This is a genomic window from Pectobacterium polonicum, assembly GCF_005497185.1.
Taxonomy (GTDB): domain Bacteria; phylum Pseudomonadota; class Gammaproteobacteria; order Enterobacterales; family Enterobacteriaceae; genus Pectobacterium; species Pectobacterium polonicum.
In genome coordinates this window covers 44,558-63,501 of sequence record NZ_RJTN01000014.1, presented here as the reverse complement: position 1 = coordinate 63,501, position 18,944 = coordinate 44,558, and the positions used below count along the sequence as shown (strand labels likewise).

Below are 18,944 nucleotides of genomic sequence, written 5' to 3'. Positions count from 1 at the left end.
ATGGTAAATCCCTTGCCGCCGCGCCACCTTACAGGCAGGTGCGATACAGCGTTTCAATTTCCTGACGTGAGGCCCAGCGTGGATTTTGTTCCAGGCTCACCCCCATCGTCTGCACGCAATTATCCGCCAGCCAGGGAATATCCTGCTCACGCACACCCAGATCGCGCAGCGTAAACGTCAGTCCAATGTTTTCCAGAAAACGCTGCACCAGATAGACGCTGTGTCTCGCCCGCTCCGGGTCATTTAGATGCGTTACGCTATCGCTCATCGCACAGGTAACAGCAGCAAAACCCGCGACATTTTCAGCACAGGAAAAACGCATCAGTTCGGGATACAGCGCCGCAAGCCCTTCGCCGTGCGTGATGTTGTACAGCCCGCTCAGCGGGTGCTCCATCGCATGCGGCAGACCGCAGGCCGACATCCCGATAGCCATGCCGCCAAGCGTATTCGCCCAGCACACCCGATCCCAGGCATCCAGATCGGTCACATCTCGGCAAACGCGTGGCAAAAATGTGGTCAGCAGCCGAATGGCGCGCTCGGTCATGATTTCCGTCATCGGATTGCAGAACTTACCCACCCGCGCCTCAATGTTATGGCTGAGTGCATCAAACCCCGTTGCCGCCACCATACGTGGTGACTGCGTGACCATCAGCGTCGGATCGACAATGGCTGTCCGTGCATACAGCGCCGGTGAGAAAAATGCCGGTTTATCGTGGGTTTCTGGATTGGTGAAAACGGCGACACAGTTGCCCTCGCTCCCCGTTCCCGCCGTCGTGGTCACCAACACCAGCGGCAGCGTCGTGGCTGGCGTCGGTGGTTGAGACAGATAATCCAGCAGTTTCCCCGAATGGCATGCCATGAACGCGATGCCCTTAGCGGCATCCATCACGCTGCCGCCTCCCACGCCAAGCACCACATCACACTGCTGCTCACGCGCCAGCGCTGCACCATCATCCACCGTCGTGGTGAGCGGATTGGCTTCAATGCTGTCGAATAACACCCAGCGCACACCGCTCTGCGTTAATCGGTCGGTCAGACGCGTCAGCAGCCCGGTTTGGCGACAGCTGGTTTTCCCCGTCACCAGCAGTACGCGGCTCCCCAACAGCGCCACCTCTTCGCCTACTCGGTCAACTTCACCTCTGCCGATACACAGTTTCACCGGCTGTGAATAAGTAAATGTCATCGCAGCCACCTCACGCCGTCATTACAGAGGTGTTGGCCTGCTCAGCCTGTTCAACCACACTGATTAATGCAGATTCAAACGCGTTCAGCGCATAGTCGAGTTCTTCTTCGCTAATCGTCAGCGCCGGTAGGAAGCGGAACACCGCCAGATTATTGATGGTGAAATTCACCTGAATACGCCATTTTTCTACCAGCAGCCCCGCTATCGCCATAGAATAGTATTCGCCCATACTGGCTTGCAGCGCCTCCGGCAAACGACCAAACTCAATACCAATCATCAGCCCTTTACCACGTACTTCTTTGATCACCTGCGGGTGGCGAGCCTGAATGTCATATAACCGCTGCATCATTAACGCGCCTTTACGTTCCGCCATGCCGCAAAGATCGTGTTCGATGATGAACTGTAAGGAACCCAATGCGGCCGCCGCACTCAGGGTATTTTCCTGATAGGTAGCAGTGTGGTGATAGCAGGTTTCGATAGTGCCATAAGCGGCTTCATACAAGTTTTCCGTACAGAGATAGCCGCCAAACGGCACCAGCCCACCGGACAAACCTTTGGCGAACACGATACAGTCCGGCACCACATCATCGTGTTCACAGCACCAGAATTTGCCAGTACGCGCGGCTCCGCACTGAATCTCATCCAGCACCAGCAGGGTGTCATAGCGATCGCACAGCTCGCGTGCGGCTTTCAGGTAGCCCGCCGGAGGCACGATAATGCCGCCTTCGCCCTGGATCGGTTCCACCACGAACGCCTTGTATTTTCCTGTCGCTAACGCACCTTCCAGCTCTGGAATCGATCCGTAAGTAACATGATCGATATTGCCCAACGTCGGCTGCTGCCCTGCACGCCATTTATCCTTGCCGCCGAGCGATACCGCACCAGACGTCTTACCGTGAAACGCGCCCAGCGTCGCCAGCAGGTGAGTCTTGTGTGCTTTATGTCGAGTGCCGAGCTTGACCAGTTTGATCATTCCCTCAATCGCTTCTGCGCCTCCGGTCGCCGTACCCATTTTGGTCAGTTTTCCCTGTGGCGAGAGCAACGCCATGTTGTGCGCCAGCGCTGCCGCCACGTTGTGATAGGAAATCGCGCCCATCATGAAGAGACGGTTATCGAAACACTTCTGCAAACAGGACCACACGAACTCATTGTTGTTACCAACCGTCACCACCCCGACCGCACCAATCATGTCCAGATGCTTTTCACCTTGGTCATCAATGAAGGTGCTACCTTCCGCTCGAACAAAGTATTTGGCATGGCCATCCAGAGAGCGCATACGGTTCAGGTGGGTTAATTGCAGCGCGCGGGTGGTCTCGCCATCCAGTGCGATCGCGTCATCAATGGTGTAAAAACCCGGTACGATGTCTTTTGCCTGTGCCATAAAAACCTCACAACGTTCACAAGAGAAATGTGCGATAGCGCACGGTGTGAAACGTTTATAGCAAGGGGTAAGGCGAGGAAAATAGAATAAATCGGCACACGCCACGGTGCAGTAATAGCCTCTTTTTGGTGCAGATTGCCCCAAAAAAAGCGGCATACGATGAGAGGTGACTTCGCACTGGCGTCATCATGGCGGATTCAGCACTGGCGGATACGGCACTGGTAGCGCACAGCCTGTAGCCGTGCCAGATAGTGCTGTGGCGAACAGGAGGTAAATGCTTTGAATTCACGGAAGAAATGTGACTGGTCGGCGTATTCAAGGCGCTGCGCCAGCGTGGTTAGGTTGTCGATATTGCCCTGATTGAGCAACGCAAGCGCCCGCTGAAAACGAATCGTACGGCAGAACGTTTTAGGCGACATACCGCAGTTATCATGAAACAAACGGTGAATATAGCGGGCTGAATAGAGCGTTTTCCGCTCCAGTTCATCTACCCTGATCTTGCCGTCGTGAGCCATAATCAGATCGATGATTTGCAGCAATAGCGGCGGTGCCGAGCGGTTTGTCCAGTAGGAAAAATAGTGTAGAAACAAGCTGACCTGGTCGTTAAAGTCATGGCTGTTTACCAGCCGCCTCAGCAAACGTGAAGTGTCAGGTGCAACCTCATCAAAAGGGATCTCCTGCCCCGCCAGTTCCCCCGGCGACAGGTCAAGAAAAGCGGGCATGATCCCCGGCATAAAGCGCACGCCAAAATAGCGCTCTCCCGGCATCAATCGGGTAATCTGTGCCGATGCGGTACTGCCACAAACGCGTCCACTTGGTGCATCAGGACAGCAGTGCAGCAACAGATCGACGCTGCCGTCCGGCACCGCCAGCGTCATCGACTCGGCGCGATCGACCGTGAAACTGTAAAAATGGGCAATGGGTGACTGACTGACATTTTTCTTCAGGTAATCTTCCGCCGCGTTGATGACAAACCACGGCTGCAACGGCCGCACGCGAAACGACGTAGAATCAGGATGCATTGGCCTTCTCCCCCGCAACGATGACGCAGGGGATCAGGCAATTTTTACGCCAACTCGTTTTTCGTCAACGCCAGTGCGCATTTGTTGCTAGGCATCCGGCCCTACTCTGACCACTAATTTGCCAAAGTTGCGGCCGTGTAGCAGGCCGATAAAGGCCTCTGGGGCGTTTTCCAGACCATCGACGATTTCTTCCCGATATTTGATCTTGCCTTGCGCGACCCACGGCGACACCTCTTTCCAGAATTCGTCAAAGCGATGTCCATAATCATCAAAGATAATGAATCCCTGCATGCGGATGCGTTTTTTCAAGATAGTCCCTGCCAGCAGCGATAAGCGATCGGGCCCATCAGGCAGCCCTGTAGCATTGTAACCAGAGACTAATCCACACACCGGAATACGCGCCGAGGTGTTCAGCAGTGGCAGCACCGCATCAAAAACTTTCCCGCCGACGTTTTCAAAATAGATATCGATGCCCTGTGGGCAGGCTTGTTTCAGCTGTTCAGCAAAATCATCCGCCCGATGATCGAGACACACATCAAACCCCAGCACCTCAACCGCGTAGCGACACTTCTCCGCCCCTCCCGCTACACCAACGACCCGGCAGCCTTTCAGTTTGCCGATCTGGCCGACCGTCGCGCCTACTGGCCCGGTCGCAGCGGCCACCACCAGCGTTTCACCGGCTTTCGGCTGACCGATATCCGTCAGCCCCATATACGCCGTAAAGCCCGGCATACCGAGCACACCCAGCGCATAGGAAGGATTGGTGGGTGACTGCCCCAAATTGGTTAACCCTTTACCATCGGAAAGCACATAATCCTGCCAACCGCTGTAGGAGAGTACCCAGTCGCCCGCCTGATAATCCGGGTGCTTTGACTCAGCCACGCGACTGATGGTCCCACCGACCATCACGTCATTCAGTTCGACGGGTTTAGCATAAGAGGGCGCGTCGCTCATGCGGCCACGCATGTAAGGGTCGAGGGAAAGAAATACGGTGCGCAACAGCACCTGCCCCATTTCTACTGACGGGACAGCCTGCTGTTCCAGACGAAAATTATCTTGTGTCGGCGCGCCGTGCGGGCGCTGGGCCAGAACCACACGACGGTTAATGCGATCGGTTTGCGGCATAATATCCTCCATTAGACAAAGCGCGTTGATAAAATCACTTCGTTAACAATAGGATCTGTTCTTTCTTCTGGCTACGCAAACCGTGCGGCGCTGATTATGCCGTTTTGCTTTTTTCGTAACGCGACATGCGATCCAGATACCCCATGACGAGCGCAGACAGCACAAACGTCAAATGGATAATCACGTACCACATCAGCTTGTTGTCTGGGATATTACGCGCGTCCATGAACACTCGCAGCAGATGGATAGACGAGATAGCAACAATCGAGGCGGCCACTTTGTTTTTCAGCGAGCCAGAGTCCATTTTACCCAGCCAGCTCAGCTTTTCTCGGCCTTCAGTGATATCCAATGCCGACACAAAATTTTCGTAACCGGACAACATCACCATCACCAGCAATCCGCCGACCAGCGTCATGTCGATCAGCGACAGCAGAACCAATACCAGATCCGCTTCCGCAATATCTAAGATATTGGGCAGGACGTGGAACACCTCCTGGAAAAACTTGATCGCCAACGCCAGCAGCCCCAACGATAGCCCAAGATAAACAGGGGCAAGTAGCCAGCGCGATGAGTACATCAGATTCTCAATAAAACGTTCCATAACTCACTATATGCAGGTGAAAAAAGAGGGAAATAATAGCGAAAAATTCTGCTGCGGTGGTAATCAATTCTTGAACAGAATACGCCATTTGCGGAATGTTCTGCCCTATCGCGCCTTCAACGATGATTTCCGCGTTTTGTGATTCTGCCTTTCTGAATACGTCATTATTCATCATGATGTGAATCCAGCCTCATCGATTAAACCCCAATATCAGAAGGATGAGTAATGGCAACCCAGAAAAAATCACTTTCTTCGTACTCTTAAAAGTGCTCGTTCGAAAAGGAGGCTACGTGGGTAAAGAGGAACGTCAAGAGAACTCCCACTGTCGATATCTCATTGCATTTTTATTTATACATTGACAGTGTTTTTTCAAAAAAATACAACGATTGATAGGGTCTAGATCTTTACTCCAATATAAAGCGTTGAACACCGCACCAATATAGCCACGGTGTTCATTTAATTGGAAATTACCTATCTTATATTATTTTAAAAATAGATTAATTCAATTACCATCATTTGAAAAATCGATGGTCTGATTTTTCCCAAAGGCCGCTAGTATTTTATCAACCGTAGCCTCACCATTATATGTAAAATCGAATGATGTGCCACCTGAAGCAGGTTTTAAAATTTTCAACTTGATATTAGATGCAATCATAAAAGTAAAACCGGCGATAATAACTGTACCTACTGTAACCGTGCCAGTGATAAAATTGTTTTTTTCAGTATCCCCCTCATTCTGCTGGGATACTCCGCTAATAGTAATGCCCGTTGACTTAGCAGCATATTCATCACTGCCATAAGAAGGCAACGATGCTAACGATTCGGTTGGGAACTGAGTACTATACAACGCCACGAGAGAAGAATGAGCGGTTGCAATTTTCAAATGAGCCTTGATTAACTCATTGATATTATGTAAATCACTACCTAACGAAACAGCATTTTTATTTCCGGGTTCAATCAACCAAGTACCATTCGCCCTCAACGTAACGGTACATTCATAATTACCATCAAAGCTACTCTCTGTAATTGTCGCAGATTTTGAAGAAATCGCTGAAATATTAGCTAATTTATTTGATTCAAAATTGCCACAACGCAGCAGTGCTACAGCGAAGATAAACTTACTCTATTTCATCAAAATTAATCAAATAGTTTTTTACCTATAAGAGGAATCACAAGAATTAATTAATCTAATAAATATCATACAGTTAGATTAAAATATAAAACTAACAATCCTATGTAAAACTTCGGTATCGTAATGATTTAGATCGTTTTTTTATTAAAAATAAAAATTTAAAAAAAATTAAAATCTGTAGATTTAACCCTATAAAAAATCACTTTTACAATTTAAATAGATATAATTAAAATTGAAATGATATGCATTATATGAAAACCATTTCATTTTTAATGAATAGCAAAACATCTATAAGCCAAATTCTTATAAGTGTGCTTTTATTACCAAGCCTCGTTTTTGTAGCGATCTGTTGAATAAATCGAATTTTTGCCGAATAACCGTCTCAGATAACACATCATTCCAACAATACTGGTCGTTTCGTGGTAAAGCAGAATTTCAGGATCACCAACTGGAGCACTTACAACAAACCCCTCATCAATCGGGACCCCATCAGTTTCTAGCTGGGGGGCGGCAATATTGTTGGATTAGGCATGGCCGTGTAAGCGTTTCATCATCGCGTTCGGTGCCACCAGACAATCGTCGAACGCGATGGCAATAACATCAACACAGAAGAAAAGTACGTTAACGCATTGATATTGCTGCTTCCCTCCCTATATGCTGCCTCATCGATTAAACACCCAACATCAGAAGGATGAGTAATGGGTAACCCAGAAAAAATCGCTTTCTTCGTGCTATTAAAAGCATTTGATCGGTTCAGTGATTTACTTCATTCGATGAGTATTAAGTTACCGCAGGAGATTACCTCACTTACGGACGATCTTTGGGACTACCTTGCATCAGAGACGCAATACCTCAATGTCGATCGGGCACTTGAGGCGATAGATGCAGCCATAGCGGATGAACAAGATGCTAATAACGAAGAGATTTTAAAAAATCTGTATCTCTACGCATTTTCAGACTTCCTGATGTTTTTCTCTGAAGGTAAGGTGAGCTTAGAGGCAGCAGAGTCTTCTCTTATTGACGCTCATGACTACCTAGCGGCTCAGCGCTTTTTACTCAACGAGAAGGAAGGAAAAGCGGCAGTCTTGAGTGATGATGAGGAGAGAACAATAAAAAGCGATCCACTGTATGCAGGAGAGCTTATAGCTCTGCAAGCAGACAGGGCTTTCGCTGAGACTATGATTCTGTGGAACAAAGTAGCAATATTCCGATGAGGGTACGGCTCAAATGATAAAACACATAATGATGAATTTGTCGTGATTGGATTAATCGAATGCCATTGCTATAGGAAAAAAGAATAAGCCACTCGACGATGTCATTCACGGCAATGAACTTGTTGGATAAATATCCAACATTCGCAAATTTTAATTTTGTGGAAACAACGAAATGAAGGTCTCAGTGACATTTAGTGAAATAACCGCGCTTTCCCCAAGAGATTTACAACGCTATGCCTCTGCCTGTTTACAGGCTTATTGCGACGCAAAATTGATTCGGCATCCCTCGATCGAGGCGCTGATAGCTCATCTTAACGATTATCCTGAAAGTGGCAGCCTGGTTGAGTGGGAAAGAAAAGGTGCATTGCTGCCGCTAAATGGTCGCGGAGATGATATACCGCGAGATCTCGCCCTATCAATTGCACCGCAAGATCGTGAAGCATTCTCTGCTCTTGTTGATGGTGTTGTTGAAGTCGGAATAGTCGATATGTATGGCGCACCGACGACGCTTCCGGTTGAGCTTGCCGTAAAAATCCCCTTAATTCTATCCAAATGCAATATCGACTTGCCTCTAATATGGCGATCGAAATAATGATTAATGACGTTGAGCAGCGTTCAGCATAAATAAGCCCCCTACAATATGAGCTATGAGTACAAACTCATCTTTGATGACACCTCGATTACCCAACGTGTTATGAATGTGATTAAGAACAATGACGCCCGTTTGATCTCTGGGAATGAAAACTCGCTGTGGCTTCAGGTCAATGTAAAATCGGCGAATTTGTATGAACTGGAGCTAAATACGGTCAGTGAACGGCTTCAGTTCATCGTACCTAGGTATTTCTCGTATCAATGATCGATAGCGGCAAACCGGTTAACTGGCTGATTTCTTACGCCAAACGGATGTATTGCCTGACGTTATCTCAGCAAGTTGCCCGTCATTATCGTAGTGACAGAACCATTCATCTTCACTGGGCCACCCTTTGGAAAACGCTCGGCCAGACAACACCTGACCGGCAGAGGAATACTGGTAAAGAAATACGGAAAAAGCCTCTCTAATACCAACGCCCGCATAAACCACCGCGTGATCCTCTACTGGCAACATTCTTCCCAAGCCAAGCAATTTTGATTCAACACGTTCTGGACGATCTATTCCCTTAAAACCGAGAGTAGCAATCTCTAAAACATCGCCCGTACGGTTATATTGGGTTGCCTGAATGGCTTGAATGCCCTTCTGCCCAGGAGAAACGGTAATAGCATGACGGCCACCAGAGAAACCGGCACCATATTTCCCCAGCCAACGCGCTTCATCTACATTGGCATATTTCCTTTTCATCAGTCGGGGGGACGAAAATCCCATACGCTCATCGCTGTACGGTAAGTGTCCAAAATAATCGCCGTCAGAAAATTTCCATTCATCGACCAAATCACAACACGCCAGGTAATCAAAATATGAATGGGTCGTATCAAATACCTGAAATTGTTTTCTGAGATCGTCAAGCATCGACTTCACCATTGGCATATCGAGCAACATTGTAGTCTCTGTCATCAGCAACCTTATTCACCCTTTTTTCTATCAAGCATTTTCCGTTCTGACGCCGATATTGCCACAGATTTTGCAAAAAGAGGTTTTCATCACGTCGGCTGCTGTAAACATACCGCCTTGCGTGATAAGTTCCTGTTGCCGCTGTTATAGATAGATCAGTCTTGGAGAAAGTCATGAGCGTTAAATTTTCGGCAGCCTACTATGATTCGTCGGCTGAAGAAGCGGTTTTAACGGTTGGGTTTGCTGACAATGCAGATAGTCCACAGCATTTTCTGATTTTGCAGCGGGCGGAAGAGCCTGACGAGCAGGATAAAGAGCTGGGTCAAGATACTTATTATGTTGAGATCGGTAATCCGGACATGGCTGGGTATGGCGGAATTGATGATGTTTTGGTCACGACAGACAAAATCATTTTTACGTGCTCAAGCGCAACAAACTGGTGCAAAACGATAAAAATGATTGAGATAGGACTCACACCTAAGTTGGGAACTATTGACGACATTGAAGCCTCACTTCGGCAGATATTTACCGATACGCCCACCAACGTCTCTCGATCATCGTAGCAATTCGCCGTATAAAAAACAGTTCCATGGAAAACAAGATACGAAAGTGTATTTTTGGGCTAACATCGGGACATAATTTTACGTCACTGACTCAAATATTGGTAATATCCACCTATGTTAGTTCGTGTATATGTAGCAGATAATGATGACAGGCCGGTGTTTGAACAACTCCCTGTTCGAGAAATCGAGAAAGACACTTACGAATTACTGTCTTCTCCCGGCCTTGCGTTAAATTTAGCACGCGGAGATACCTTCCGAATTAACGACACACATGCCCATCCAGAAGTGCTGCACAGGGGCGGTAATTTTTGCATTCATATTTACGCCAATGAACTTCCTTCTGAAGATATCACCCATTTAGAGAATGAGGTGCTCAGCCAACTGAATGGAACCCTAGACGGCATATTTAAGGGAAATTTGACATTGGCCGTTCCTGCCAGGAATGGGATGGATAAGATTGCCGATGTTTTCGACGCCTTTCGCGAAAAAACAGGCCTCGAATGGTACTTTTCCAATATTTATAAGAATATTGACGACGATGAAGACGAAACGCTTTTAAATTGGTGGCTGGATAGCTGAGGTCACCACAGGCTGAGCACTCAATTAAAATACTGAGTTTCTCAATCTCGGAAGGCATAAAAACCACAGCGAAATTAACCATGCAAAAAGCGGATCGAGCACTCCCCAGCGCGCAACAAAAACAGACCTGCAATAAGTATCAATTACCGCTGCATCCCCCAGAGGAAATGGTCGCCATTGCCTTAGATACCTTACAACACGCCCCCATTTACGGAACCCGGATCGTATTACCGGAAAATGGCACGATAAGCTGGTTTATTCATTGTGGCGACTATTCCGCTGAGAGTGGTTTTTATCAGGCACTGCACACGAGTCACCTGGAGGAAATGTTGCCTGAAGTCATACCGTATCTATTTTTACCCGAAGGAACAAAATTCATCATCGATCGGGCCGGATATGAGGACGTTTGGCAAGATGAAGCATAGCAGGTATGCGTTTACTGTTTGGTTCCCTTGCTCCTAGCAAAACCAGCATAGATGTAAGTGCTCACAAACTTACATGCGCCTTGGTTTTATGCTCGTTCGCTCGTCCCTCCCGTGATGTAAACCTGGCAGTCCGAGTAGCAATCGCTTTGATAACCAAGAAAGTAAAAACGCCCTGAGAGAGTCTCAAGGCGTTCTGGAATAGCGTTCATTTTTATTGCAAGCTTGTTTTCACTGTGAAACAGAAAGAATAAGTATCGCAATATTTTATATCGCTAAAATAAAATCACGATTTATCGTGAAGCGCCCAAAGGAATTTCCGGGTCAGGTTCGTGAGTCATACGATTACGCAAATCACGACGAATAATTTCAATAGACCAGAACCAAATTAAATGGCCCACGATTTCTGATACATGTTCATACCAAGGAAGAACAAATAGAGAAGGTGTCAGACCCATCAATGGGAATGAAATCATATGGACAAATAATTGAGCCAGCGCACCAGCCAACAAACCTTGCCATAATTTTATTTTAGGAAATACTTCGGCAACAACGCAGTAACCTACGGCAAAAACAATAGAGAAAATAATATGCGTTACACCAACCCAATTGAATACGTGGCCGGCAAAGGTATAAACAGCCGCATTAGGATCAACGACGCCAAGCCAATCGCGTAAAAAAATGTAGGGAGGGTTAAGAAAGTTACGAGAACAATCAATTTGCTCAGCAGCTCTAATCAGTGATTCGGGGGCGCAAGCACCACTAAACATATCAGTAGGGCTACGCGGTGGAAGCGGATTTTCTGCCCCCCATTTTACGAAAGATGAAACAATACCTGCAATCAAACCAATAAAAGCAGCTAATCCATAGCGTCTCCGAGATGGAGATGTTTGTTCAAAAAAGTTCATTTTTTTACCAATCTAACCATTAAAGGTTATATTCTTACATAGGTATTATGTACTTATAAAGAGGTTAATTGATATATCCAACAATCTCTCTAGGTTATTTTGTTATTAGGAATGGGGTTTTAATTTTTATAAAATGACAATAAGAAATCACGAGTTGATTTTTTGTGAAATTTTTATTCAATAATTGAAAAACCAGATTCTATAACGTAGACGAAATGTATATTTACAGAGAGAGAAATGAATAATAACTCAGCTATACCCCAAATAATTCGAGTTGCAGGAAGGCGGCAAGAGAGGGAGTCCCGATGAGCTTACTCAGGTAAGTGATTCGGGTGAGTGAACGCAGCCAACGCACCTGCGGCTTGAAGTATTACGGGTATATAACGCGTCAATAATAAATAGCCTAGTTATTTATTTGTGAAATAATAACAGTTCAGTAACTCATACTCTCGCCTTGCATCACACATGACCCAGTGACAAAGAACGTCCCGGCACGTAGCCAGTAAAACCACATCAGCGAAGTAAAGCGTTCCTGCCAAGCCCCCCTCCGCATATATATTTTTATGGAATTGAAAATCAATTTTTATTCTTTTACATGCATAAGACGGCCCTCTACAGTAGCGAAAAGACCGCCGTGTATGGCCTCATGACATTCGTAAAGGACACAGGGAATGGAAAAAAATCATCCGCAGGTTACGACTCTCGCCGCAGGATTACTCTCATTACTCTTCGCACTCAACCCCGGCGCTTACGCGGCGCAAAGTGCTGAAAAACCCGTCTCCGGCGGCATTCTGAATGTCGGTCTGGGCAGCGATACTCCCGTTATCGATCCGCACATTACCGCCTACGGCGTGGCCGCACTGATTTCCCGCAACGTCGTTGATTCACTGGTTGGGCAAGCAGAGGACAACCGCTTTACGCCTTGGTTGGCAGAAAGCTGGAAGATCAACGATAACAACACCGAATACACCTTCCATCTGCGCAAAGATGTCACGTTTAGCGACGGCACCAAGCTCGATGCAGAAGCAGTGAAATATAATATCGAACGCATTCTCGATCCAAAAACCACCTCCAGCTACGCCAAATCGCTGTTAGGCCCGATCGACAAAATATCAACGCCGGATGACTATACCATTGTGCTCCACTACAGCTCACCGTTTGCGGCGCTGTTACAGGGGTTGAGTCTACCGTATCTGGGCATTCAATCGCCGACTTACCTGAAAAATACGCCAAACACCAGTAATACCGTGGTGGGCTCAGGGCCATTTGTTCTTGATTCCTTTGTAAAAGGCAGCGGCAGCAAACTGACGAAACGCCCTGATTACAACTGGGGACCGGGCTATGCAAAACATACAGGCCCTGCTTATCTGGATGGTCTGGTGTTCAAATATCTGCCGGAAGCGTCAGTTCGCCTTGGCGCACTGAGCAGTGGACAGATTCAGGCAATTGATGCCGTACCGCCTGCCAATTTCCCAGCGGTGAAACGTAATCCGAAACTGGAAGTCATCACTTACGAAAACCCAGGCGTTAACCGCGTACTCTACCTCAACACCACCAAAGGTCCTTTCCAGGACGTCGCGGTGCGTAAAGCATTCCAGAGCGCAGTAGACAGCAACGCAGCGGTAAAAGTCGCCTTCTTCGGTACGCTAAAAGCGGCCGATAACGTGCTCGGTCCAGCCACGCTGTACTACGATCCGAGCGTCGCGTCACGCTGGGGCTTTGATGTGAAAAAAGCCAACGACCTGCTGGATAACGCAGGCTGGAAACAGAAAGACAGCGCAGGGTTCCGTACCAAAGACGGCAAGCGCCTGAGCGTCAGCTTTGTCTATGCATCAACCAACGTTGAAGCAGCAGATGTCGCGCTGTTCCAGGCCGTGCAATTCCAGGTGAAACAAGCAGGCTTTGACGTCCAATTAACGCCAGTCGACGCAGGTGAATTTACTACCCGCACCAACGCTAACGAATACGACATCGCGTCTAACTTCTTCGTGCGTGCAGAGCCAGATATTCTGCGTACCGTCTTTGATTCAGCCTATGCGCCACCGAACGGCAATAACTTTACCCGCATCAGCGTGCTGGATGACAAGCTGAGAAAAGCCATCGGCGCAGGCGAAGCGGAACGTAAACAGCTCTACACTGAGATACAGCATGAAGTGATCGATCAGGCGTATGTCGTTCCTCTGTACGTTCCTGCCTATCAACTCGGGTTGTCCAAACAGGTACAGGGCGTAAGCTGGGCCACCAACGCAAAACCGAACTTCTATGATGTCTGGATTAAACGTTAACCTGCTCGCGTTAGGCAAACGTCTCTTCACCATTCTGGCTGTGCTCTGGGGCGCAGCCACATTGACGTTTATTGCCGTCAAACTGATCCCCGGCGATCCCGTTGCCATTCTCAGCGGCGGCGAGAACGTGGTGGATGCAGCCTATCGCGCCGTGCTCATCAAACAGTTTGGCTTGGATCAACCGCTGTGGGTGCAATATCTGCGCTACTGCGGGCAGGCGCTACAGGGTGATTTTGGCGTCAGCTATCTCTATCGCCAACCTGTCGGTTCCGTCATCGCAGATGCCATGCATCAAACCCTGCCACTGGCATTCGGTGGTTTGGTATTGGCACTGTTCCTCGCTATCGTCAGTGCTCTACTCACCGCCGGTCGCTATGGCGTGCTACGCAACGCCGTATCGTGGCTGGAACTGACGCTGCTTAGCACACCGGTCTATTGGATCGGTATCGTGCTACTCAGCCTGTTCAGTTTTCGTCTGCAATGGTTCCCTGTCACCGGCAACGACGGTTTTATGTCGTTAGTCTTACCAGTGATCACGCTGAGCCTGCCGATTGCCGCTATTCTGAGCCAGGTACTGCGCGACGGTCTGGAAGATGCATTATCCCAACCGTTTTCGTTAACCGTGCGTACTCGCGGTGTCAGCGAAATTCGACTGCGCTTCCGCCACGGTTTACGCCATGCGTCACTGGCAGCCTCAACGCTGACCGGTACGTTACTGGCAAGCGTGCTCGGTGGTTCCGTGCTGACTGAAACCGTGTTTGGTCGCGCCGGTATCGGACAGGTCACGCTAAGCGCGATTGAAAACCGCGACATGCCGCTGGTGCTGGGTGTCGTTATGCTGTCCGCGTTCCTGTTTGTCGTCATAAATTTGCTGGTGGATGCGCTGTACCTCATCATCGACCCCCGCTTACGCAAGAAGGCGAGCGCCCATGAGTAGTGAACCGATGCCCTACACGCAGACTTCATCAAGAAAACACTATCGCAGCCCGTGGCTGACCACAGCAACGCTGTTGCCCGCCGCACTTGTGTTCCTGCTAGCGCTGGCAGTCTTTTTTCCGTCACTGTTTACCAGTCGCGCCGCAGATGAAATGGACATGGGCGCGGTATTTCAGTCACCGAATGCCACCTATTGGTTCGGCACCGATCAGCTGGGACGCGACATTTTTGCTCGCATCGTGCACGGCACGTCACTGTCGCTAGGGATTGGTGTCGGAGCGATGCTCATCGCCTGCTTCGGTGGCGTACTGTTTGGTACGCTGTCGGTGCTCGCTCCGCTGCGTATTCGTCAGGTTCTGGTACGCCTGCTGGACATCATGCTGGCATTTCCCGATCTGCTGCTGGCGCTATTGGTGATCGCCGTGCTGGGGCGCGGGCCAGAAAACACCATGCTGGCCGTCGGTCTGGCAGGCATTGCTGGTTATGCTCGCCTGATTCGTTCTCAGGTGCTGCAAGTCAGATTATCCGGCTATGTCGAACATGCTATCGCGCTGGGCGAACACCCGTTGTATATCGTCTTTCGCCACATCATTCCCAATACGCTGCGCCCGCTGTTAATTGTCGCCACCATTGGCGTCGGTCACGCGGTGCTGTCCGCCTCGGCGCTTAGCTTTCTGGGGCTGGGCGTCGTTCCGCCGACCGCAGAATGGGGCGCATTACTCGCAGACGGGCGTAATTTCCTTGATATCGCACCGTGGGTCAGCTTGCTGCCCGCCAGCGTCGTCGCGCTGTCGGTGATTTCCATTACCGTGCTCGGTCGCCGTTTACAGGCTATTTTGGCAAAAGGAGAGGCTAGATGAGCCTGAACACACTGCCTCACCCCTCTTCAGATGCGCCCGCGAAAACGCCGCTGCTGCGCGTAGACGGCTTGAGCGTTACGTTTCCCAGTCCCTTCGGTCCGATTCGTTCGGTTAAAAATCTCTCTTTTCAGGTCAATGCGGGAGAAATTCTGGCGTTGGTTGGCGAATCGGGTTCAGGGAAATCCGTCACTGCCCGTACGCTGGTGGGGCTATCCGGCGAAGGCGTCGATGTTCAGGCAAATGCGATTGAACTCACGCGCCATGATGGCAGCCTATGCGATTTACGCTATCTGACCGATCGCGACTGGCGTGCGATTCGCGGCCGCGAAATTGGTTTTGTGTTGCAGGATGCGCTGGTGTCTCTCGACCCGCTGCGCAAGATCGGGCAAGAAGTCGCCGAACCGATTCTGACCCATCGCTTATTGCCTCGCCAGCAGGTTCCCGCACGCGTTACCGAACTCCTGGCACAGGCGGGCATCCCCGACCCAGAGAATCGAGCTGCACAGTACCCACATGAGCTTTCCGGCGGCCTGCGTCAACGCGCGTTGATTGCTTCCGCGTTGGCAGCGGGTCCACAGTTACTGATTGCCGATGAACCGACCACCGCGCTGGATGCTACGGTGCAGAAGCAGGTGCTAAAAGTCTTCACCGCATTGGCGCAGGCGGGTCACGGTGTTCTACTGATCACCCACGATCTTGCTGTCGTCGCTGACGTGGCGGATCGCGTGATCGTCATGCAGCAAGGCGCGCTGGTAGAAAGCGGAGAAGCACGGCAGATTCTGTCAGCGCCGACGCATCCCTACACCCGCAAACTGCTGGCGGCGATCCCGACCGCTTCTACACGTGGGAAGTGGCTAGCCGGTGCCGATCCGTTACAGGGCGGGATTACGCCATCACAGACTTCTCTGGCAGCAGATCACGTCAGTAGCGATACGGTAGCGCTGACGGCGGATCGGATTGCCGTATCATTCAAGCGCCCGGACGGTAGTCGGATGCAAGCGGTAAATCAGGTTTCACTCCAAATCAAACGCGGTGAAACACTGGGTATCGTCGGGGAATCCGGTTCAGGTAAAACAACGCTGGGGAAAGTCATTCTGGCGCTACAAAAGCCAGATAGCGGCGATGTCCGGTTAGCAGACAGCGCCTGGAGTACGCTGACAGAACGCGAGCGCCGACCGCTGCGCGCCCGTATTCAGACAATCACGCAGGACCCACTCAGTTCTTTCGATCCGCAATTTACCGTCGCCCAGATTTTGCGCCAGCCGCTGCGCTTGCGCCGCGATCTGAGCGAGGATGAGAAACAGCGTCGTATTCTGACACTGCTGGAATATGTCGGACTCACACCCGACCTACTCACCCGACGTCCGACGGCGTTGTCCGGCGGGCAGCGCCAGCGTGTATCCATCGCACAAGCGTTGGCTTCAGAGCCAGAAATTCTGATCTGCGATGAGCCAGTATCGGCGTTAGATGTCACCACACAGGCGCAGGTGCTGGATTTGCTGGTCGCGTTGCAGCGCCAGTTAGGGCTGACAATGCTGTTCATCTCCCACGATCTGGGCGTCGTGCAGCACATGAGCCACCGTATCGCAGTGATGAAAGACGGGGATATCGTAGAAACAGGGCCGGTCGAGCAGATCTTCAACCAGCCACAGCATCCTTACACGCGTTTATTGCTCTCGACGGTGGCGGAATAGTGATGTTGAAGAAAGATTGAGTGGTTAAAAACACAGCGGCATTGTACAATGATAAGTACATATCAGGAGGTACAGATGCGTACAATTAGCTACAGTGAAGCCCGACAAAATCTATCGGCGACCATGATGAAAACGGTCGAAGACCGTGCTCCTATTCTTATCACTCGACAGAATGGTGAAGCCTGCGTGCTTATGTCTCTGGAAGAATATAATTCTCTAGAGGAAACTGCGTATCTGCTGCGTTCACCAGCCAATGCAAAAAGGCTGATGAATTCAATCGAGAGCCTTAAGGCTGGCAATGGCGAAGAAAGAGATATCATTGAGTGAAGCTAATCTGGTCAGAAGAAGCATGGGAAGACTACTTATACTGGCAGAACATCGATAAGCGGATGGTCAAAAAGATCAATGAATTAATAAAAGAAACGCGCAGAACATCTTTTGAAGGAAAAGGAAAACCAGAGCCACTTAAACATAACCTTGCTGGTTTCTGGTCGCGCCGCATCACCGAAGAACACCGTCTGGTTTATGCCATCACCGATGACTCCATGATGATCGCTGCCTGCCGCTACCACTATTAACCCTTCATTGATTCATCACACTTAATCGCTAAAAAAGCACAGTCACTCCGCATCCAGGAAACGCTGGCGGTAGGCGCTGGGCGAGACGCCGAACGCCTGATGGAACACCACAGAAAAGTAATTGCTGTCTTCAAAACCGCACAGTGCGGCAACTTCACCAATCGTTTGCAAATCATAACGCAGCAGTTCCATCGCTTTGCAGAGCCGTAGCTGACGCAGGTAATGCGGCACGCTCATGCCCGTTTGTTCTTTAAAGCGCGAACGCAAACTGCGGGCGCTAAAGTGGTGCTGTTCGCAGAAGGCTTCAAAACGGAATGGTGCGGCAATACTGGCGCGCAGGGCATTCATTAACATATCTAGCTGGTGGGCATCCGCCAATTGCGGATTATCCGGCGTGTGGCGATAGCGCGCCGCCAGCAACGCGATCTGCAACAGCAGCGCCTCGCTCAGTTGCAGCGACAATGCATCCGATTTCATACACTCCTGCGTCAGCGCGTCCACCTTCTCACGAATGGTATCCATGCCTTCCGAGCCTAAACACCAGTGGCGCTGGCTTTGCGGATGCTCTCCGCCCGGCAGTAACGTTTGCCAGTCGGCGGATAGCGTCAGGCGATTGCGGATATAGAGAATATTGTCCAATTCAAGCGCGTGGACGGATTCATAGCTGTGGCGATCGTGCGCGGAAACATAGAACATATCGCCGCGGGTAATACGGTAAGGCACATCATTCCAGAGATGCAGTCCATTGCCACGCCAGACAATGACCAGTTCGTCAAAGTCATGGTGATGCAGCGGGAACACCGGCTGCGGGTGCCGTTCGGCAACCATCACGGCATTCTTGTCAGTGAGGAAATAGTCTTCAGTCTGTAATTTCAAACCCCGTATTGCTGTCGCCATTCCCTCACCCGCAGTTGC

The 18,944-nt window shown here is 49.8% G+C and carries 21 protein-coding genes; 11 read left to right on the top strand and 10 right to left on the bottom strand.

Features of this window, described 5'->3' with window-relative positions:
• Positions 1–28: 28 nt before the first annotated feature.
• The 7 genes from EDI29_RS14625 to EDI29_RS14595 all read right to left on the bottom strand — a co-directional run bounded on the left by EDI29_RS14625 (position 29) and on the right by EDI29_RS14595 (position 6,273).
• Positions 29–1,183 carry an iron-containing alcohol dehydrogenase gene (locus tag EDI29_RS14625; protein WP_137741472.1) on the bottom strand — a complete coding sequence of 385 codons (1,155 nt, stop codon included), beginning with the start codon at positions 1,181–1,183 and terminating at the stop codon, positions 29–31.
• 10 nt (positions 1,184–1,193) lie between these two features.
• Positions 1,194–2,564 carry an aspartate aminotransferase family protein gene (locus tag EDI29_RS14620; RefSeq protein WP_137741471.1) on the bottom strand — a complete coding sequence of 457 codons (1,371 nt, stop codon included), beginning with the start codon at positions 2,562–2,564 and terminating at the stop codon, positions 1,194–1,196.
• Positions 2,565–2,761: 197 nt separating this feature from the next.
• Entirely contained in the window at positions 2,762–3,586 is an 825-nt protein-coding gene (locus EDI29_RS14615) for a helix-turn-helix domain-containing protein (RefSeq protein ID WP_137741470.1), read from the bottom strand.
• Between the two features lie 87 nt (positions 3,587–3,673).
• Positions 3,674–4,711, bottom strand: a complete 1,038-nt coding sequence (locus EDI29_RS14610) for an NADP-dependent oxidoreductase (RefSeq protein ID WP_137741469.1) — start codon at positions 4,709–4,711, stop codon at positions 3,674–3,676.
• Positions 4,712–4,805: 94 nt separating this feature from the next.
• Positions 4,806–5,312 (bottom strand): TIGR00645 family protein, encoded by a 507-nt coding sequence (locus tag EDI29_RS14605; protein WP_012822286.1) that lies wholly within the window; start codon positions 5,310–5,312, stop codon positions 4,806–4,808.
• A complete protein-coding gene (locus EDI29_RS14600) occupies positions 5,296–5,487 on the bottom strand; it encodes a hypothetical protein (protein ID WP_137741468.1) in 192 nt (63 codons plus the stop codon). The genes EDI29_RS14605 and EDI29_RS14600 overlap by 17 nt, the downstream gene beginning before the upstream one ends.
• Positions 5,488–5,814: 327 nt before the next feature.
• Positions 5,815–6,273 carry a hypothetical protein gene (locus tag EDI29_RS14595; protein ID WP_137741467.1) on the bottom strand — a complete coding sequence of 153 codons (459 nt, stop codon included), beginning with the start codon at positions 6,271–6,273 and terminating at the stop codon, positions 5,815–5,817.
• Between the two features lie 869 nt (positions 6,274–7,142).
• Between EDI29_RS14595 and EDI29_RS14590 the strand changes: the two genes are divergently transcribed.
• Both EDI29_RS14590 and EDI29_RS14585 read left to right on the top strand, forming a co-directional pair.
• Complete coding sequence (locus EDI29_RS14590; protein ID WP_137741466.1) at positions 7,143–7,658, top strand: hypothetical protein; 516 nt, start codon at positions 7,143–7,145, stop codon at positions 7,656–7,658.
• Between the two features lie 172 nt (positions 7,659–7,830).
• Positions 7,831–8,250, top strand: a complete 420-nt coding sequence (locus EDI29_RS14585; RefSeq protein ID WP_137741465.1) for a hypothetical protein — start codon at positions 7,831–7,833, stop codon at positions 8,248–8,250.
• 282 nt (positions 8,251–8,532) lie between these two features.
• Here EDI29_RS14585 and EDI29_RS14580 read toward each other — a convergent pair whose 3' ends face one another.
• Positions 8,533–9,207 carry a hypothetical protein gene (locus EDI29_RS14580; protein WP_137741464.1) on the bottom strand — a complete coding sequence of 225 codons (675 nt, stop codon included), beginning with the start codon at positions 9,205–9,207 and terminating at the stop codon, positions 8,533–8,535.
• 170 nt (positions 9,208–9,377) lie between these two features.
• On the opposite strand from EDI29_RS14580, the gene EDI29_RS14575 reads away from it, so the two are divergent.
• The 3 genes from EDI29_RS14575 to EDI29_RS14565 all read left to right on the top strand — a co-directional run bounded on the left by EDI29_RS14575 (position 9,378) and on the right by EDI29_RS14565 (position 10,771).
• Positions 9,378–9,767, top strand: coding sequence for an Imm10 family immunity protein (locus EDI29_RS14575; RefSeq protein WP_137741463.1), 390 nt, complete (start codon positions 9,378–9,380; stop codon positions 9,765–9,767).
• Between the two features lie 114 nt (positions 9,768–9,881).
• A complete protein-coding gene (locus tag EDI29_RS14570; protein WP_137741462.1) occupies positions 9,882–10,346 on the top strand; it encodes a DUF4265 domain-containing protein in 465 nt (154 codons plus the stop codon).
• A gap of 80 nt (positions 10,347–10,426) precedes the next feature.
• On the top strand, positions 10,427–10,771 hold the full coding sequence (locus tag EDI29_RS14565) for an immunity protein Imm33 domain-containing protein (protein WP_137741461.1): 345 nt from the start codon (positions 10,427–10,429) through the stop codon (positions 10,769–10,771).
• Between the two features lie 290 nt (positions 10,772–11,061).
• On the opposite strand, the gene EDI29_RS14560 is transcribed toward EDI29_RS14565, so the two are convergent.
• Positions 11,062–11,676 carry a YagU family protein gene (locus tag EDI29_RS14560; RefSeq protein WP_107170810.1) on the bottom strand — a complete coding sequence of 205 codons (615 nt, stop codon included), beginning with the start codon at positions 11,674–11,676 and terminating at the stop codon, positions 11,062–11,064.
• Positions 11,677–12,347: 671 nt separating this feature from the next.
• On the opposite strand from EDI29_RS14560, the gene EDI29_RS14555 reads away from it, so the two are divergent.
• From EDI29_RS14555 to EDI29_RS14530, 6 genes are all read left to right on the top strand, one after another.
• The gene (locus EDI29_RS14555) at positions 12,348–13,961 is read left to right on the top strand and encodes an ABC transporter substrate-binding protein (RefSeq protein WP_137741460.1); all 1,614 of its coding nucleotides are present in this window, start codon (positions 12,348–12,350) and stop codon (positions 13,959–13,961) included.
• Entirely contained in the window at positions 13,939–14,898 is a 960-nt protein-coding gene (locus EDI29_RS14550; protein ID WP_137741459.1) for an ABC transporter permease, read from the top strand. The genes EDI29_RS14555 and EDI29_RS14550 overlap by 23 nt, the downstream gene beginning before the upstream one ends.
• Positions 14,891–15,757 (top strand): ABC transporter permease, encoded by an 867-nt coding sequence (locus EDI29_RS14545; protein ID WP_137741458.1) that lies wholly within the window; start codon positions 14,891–14,893, stop codon positions 15,755–15,757. The genes EDI29_RS14550 and EDI29_RS14545 overlap by 8 nt, the downstream gene beginning before the upstream one ends.
• Positions 15,754–17,451 (top strand): dipeptide ABC transporter ATP-binding protein, encoded by a 1,698-nt coding sequence (locus EDI29_RS14540; RefSeq protein WP_137741457.1) that lies wholly within the window; start codon positions 15,754–15,756, stop codon positions 17,449–17,451. The genes EDI29_RS14545 and EDI29_RS14540 overlap by 4 nt, the downstream gene beginning before the upstream one ends.
• A gap of 75 nt (positions 17,452–17,526) precedes the next feature.
• Positions 17,527–17,778: a YoeB-YefM toxin-antitoxin system antitoxin YefM gene (yefM, locus tag EDI29_RS14535; RefSeq protein WP_039324900.1), complete on the top strand. Its 252-nt coding sequence runs from the start codon at positions 17,527–17,529 to the stop codon at positions 17,776–17,778.
• Positions 17,775–18,029, top strand: coding sequence for a Txe/YoeB family addiction module toxin (locus EDI29_RS14530; protein ID WP_137741456.1), 255 nt, complete (start codon positions 17,775–17,777; stop codon positions 18,027–18,029). The genes yefM and EDI29_RS14530 overlap by 4 nt, the downstream gene beginning before the upstream one ends.
• A 42-nt stretch (positions 18,030–18,071) precedes the next feature.
• Here the strand turns inward: EDI29_RS14530 and EDI29_RS14525 are convergent, their stop codons facing one another.
• Entirely contained in the window at positions 18,072–18,926 is an 855-nt protein-coding gene (locus EDI29_RS14525; protein ID WP_137741455.1) for a helix-turn-helix domain-containing protein, read from the bottom strand.
• Positions 18,927–18,944: the final 18 nt, after the last annotated feature.

Bases quoted from the DNA above. Each gene is read 5' to 3' on its own strand.
- EDI29_RS14585 (WP_137741465.1), top strand. From the start codon at position 7,831: ATGAAGGTCTCAGTGACATTTAGTGAAATAACCGCGCTTTCCCCAAGA.
- EDI29_RS14625 (WP_137741472.1), bottom strand. From the start codon at position 1,183: ATGACATTTACTTATTCACAGCCGGTGAAACTGTGTATCGGCAGAGGT.
- EDI29_RS14570 (WP_137741462.1), top strand. From the start codon at position 9,882: ATGTTAGTTCGTGTATATGTAGCAGATAATGATGACAGGCCGGTGTTT.
- EDI29_RS14555 (WP_137741460.1), top strand. From the start codon at position 12,348: ATGGAAAAAAATCATCCGCAGGTTACGACTCTCGCCGCAGGATTACTC.
- EDI29_RS14575 (WP_137741463.1), top strand. From the start codon at position 9,378: ATGAGCGTTAAATTTTCGGCAGCCTACTATGATTCGTCGGCTGAAGAA.
- EDI29_RS14620 (WP_137741471.1), bottom strand. From the start codon at position 2,564: ATGGCACAGGCAAAAGACATCGTACCGGGTTTTTACACCATTGATGAC.
- EDI29_RS14600 (WP_137741468.1), bottom strand. From the start codon at position 5,487: ATGATGAATAATGACGTATTCAGAAAGGCAGAATCACAAAACGCGGAA.
- EDI29_RS14590 (WP_137741466.1), top strand. From the start codon at position 7,143: ATGGGTAACCCAGAAAAAATCGCTTTCTTCGTGCTATTAAAAGCATTT.
- EDI29_RS14560 (WP_107170810.1), bottom strand. From the start codon at position 11,676: ATGAACTTTTTTGAACAAACATCTCCATCTCGGAGACGCTATGGATTA.
- EDI29_RS14525 (WP_137741455.1), bottom strand. From the start codon at position 18,926: ATGGCGACAGCAATACGGGGTTTGAAATTACAGACTGAAGACTATTTC.
- EDI29_RS14615 (WP_137741470.1), bottom strand. From the start codon at position 3,586: ATGCATCCTGATTCTACGTCGTTTCGCGTGCGGCCGTTGCAGCCGTGG.
- EDI29_RS14565 (WP_137741461.1), top strand. From the start codon at position 10,427: ATGCAAAAAGCGGATCGAGCACTCCCCAGCGCGCAACAAAAACAGACC.
- EDI29_RS14605 (WP_012822286.1), bottom strand. From the start codon at position 5,312: ATGGAACGTTTTATTGAGAATCTGATGTACTCATCGCGCTGGCTACTT.
- yefM (WP_039324900.1), top strand. From the start codon at position 17,527: ATGCGTACAATTAGCTACAGTGAAGCCCGACAAAATCTATCGGCGACC.
- EDI29_RS14610 (WP_137741469.1), bottom strand. From the start codon at position 4,711: ATGCCGCAAACCGATCGCATTAACCGTCGTGTGGTTCTGGCCCAGCGC.
- EDI29_RS14550 (WP_137741459.1), top strand. From the start codon at position 13,939: ATGATGTCTGGATTAAACGTTAACCTGCTCGCGTTAGGCAAACGTCTC.
- EDI29_RS14580 (WP_137741464.1), bottom strand. From the start codon at position 9,207: ATGACAGAGACTACAATGTTGCTCGATATGCCAATGGTGAAGTCGATG.
- EDI29_RS14545 (WP_137741458.1), top strand. From the start codon at position 14,891: ATGAGTAGTGAACCGATGCCCTACACGCAGACTTCATCAAGAAAACAC.
- EDI29_RS14540 (WP_137741457.1), top strand. From the start codon at position 15,754: ATGAGCCTGAACACACTGCCTCACCCCTCTTCAGATGCGCCCGCGAAA.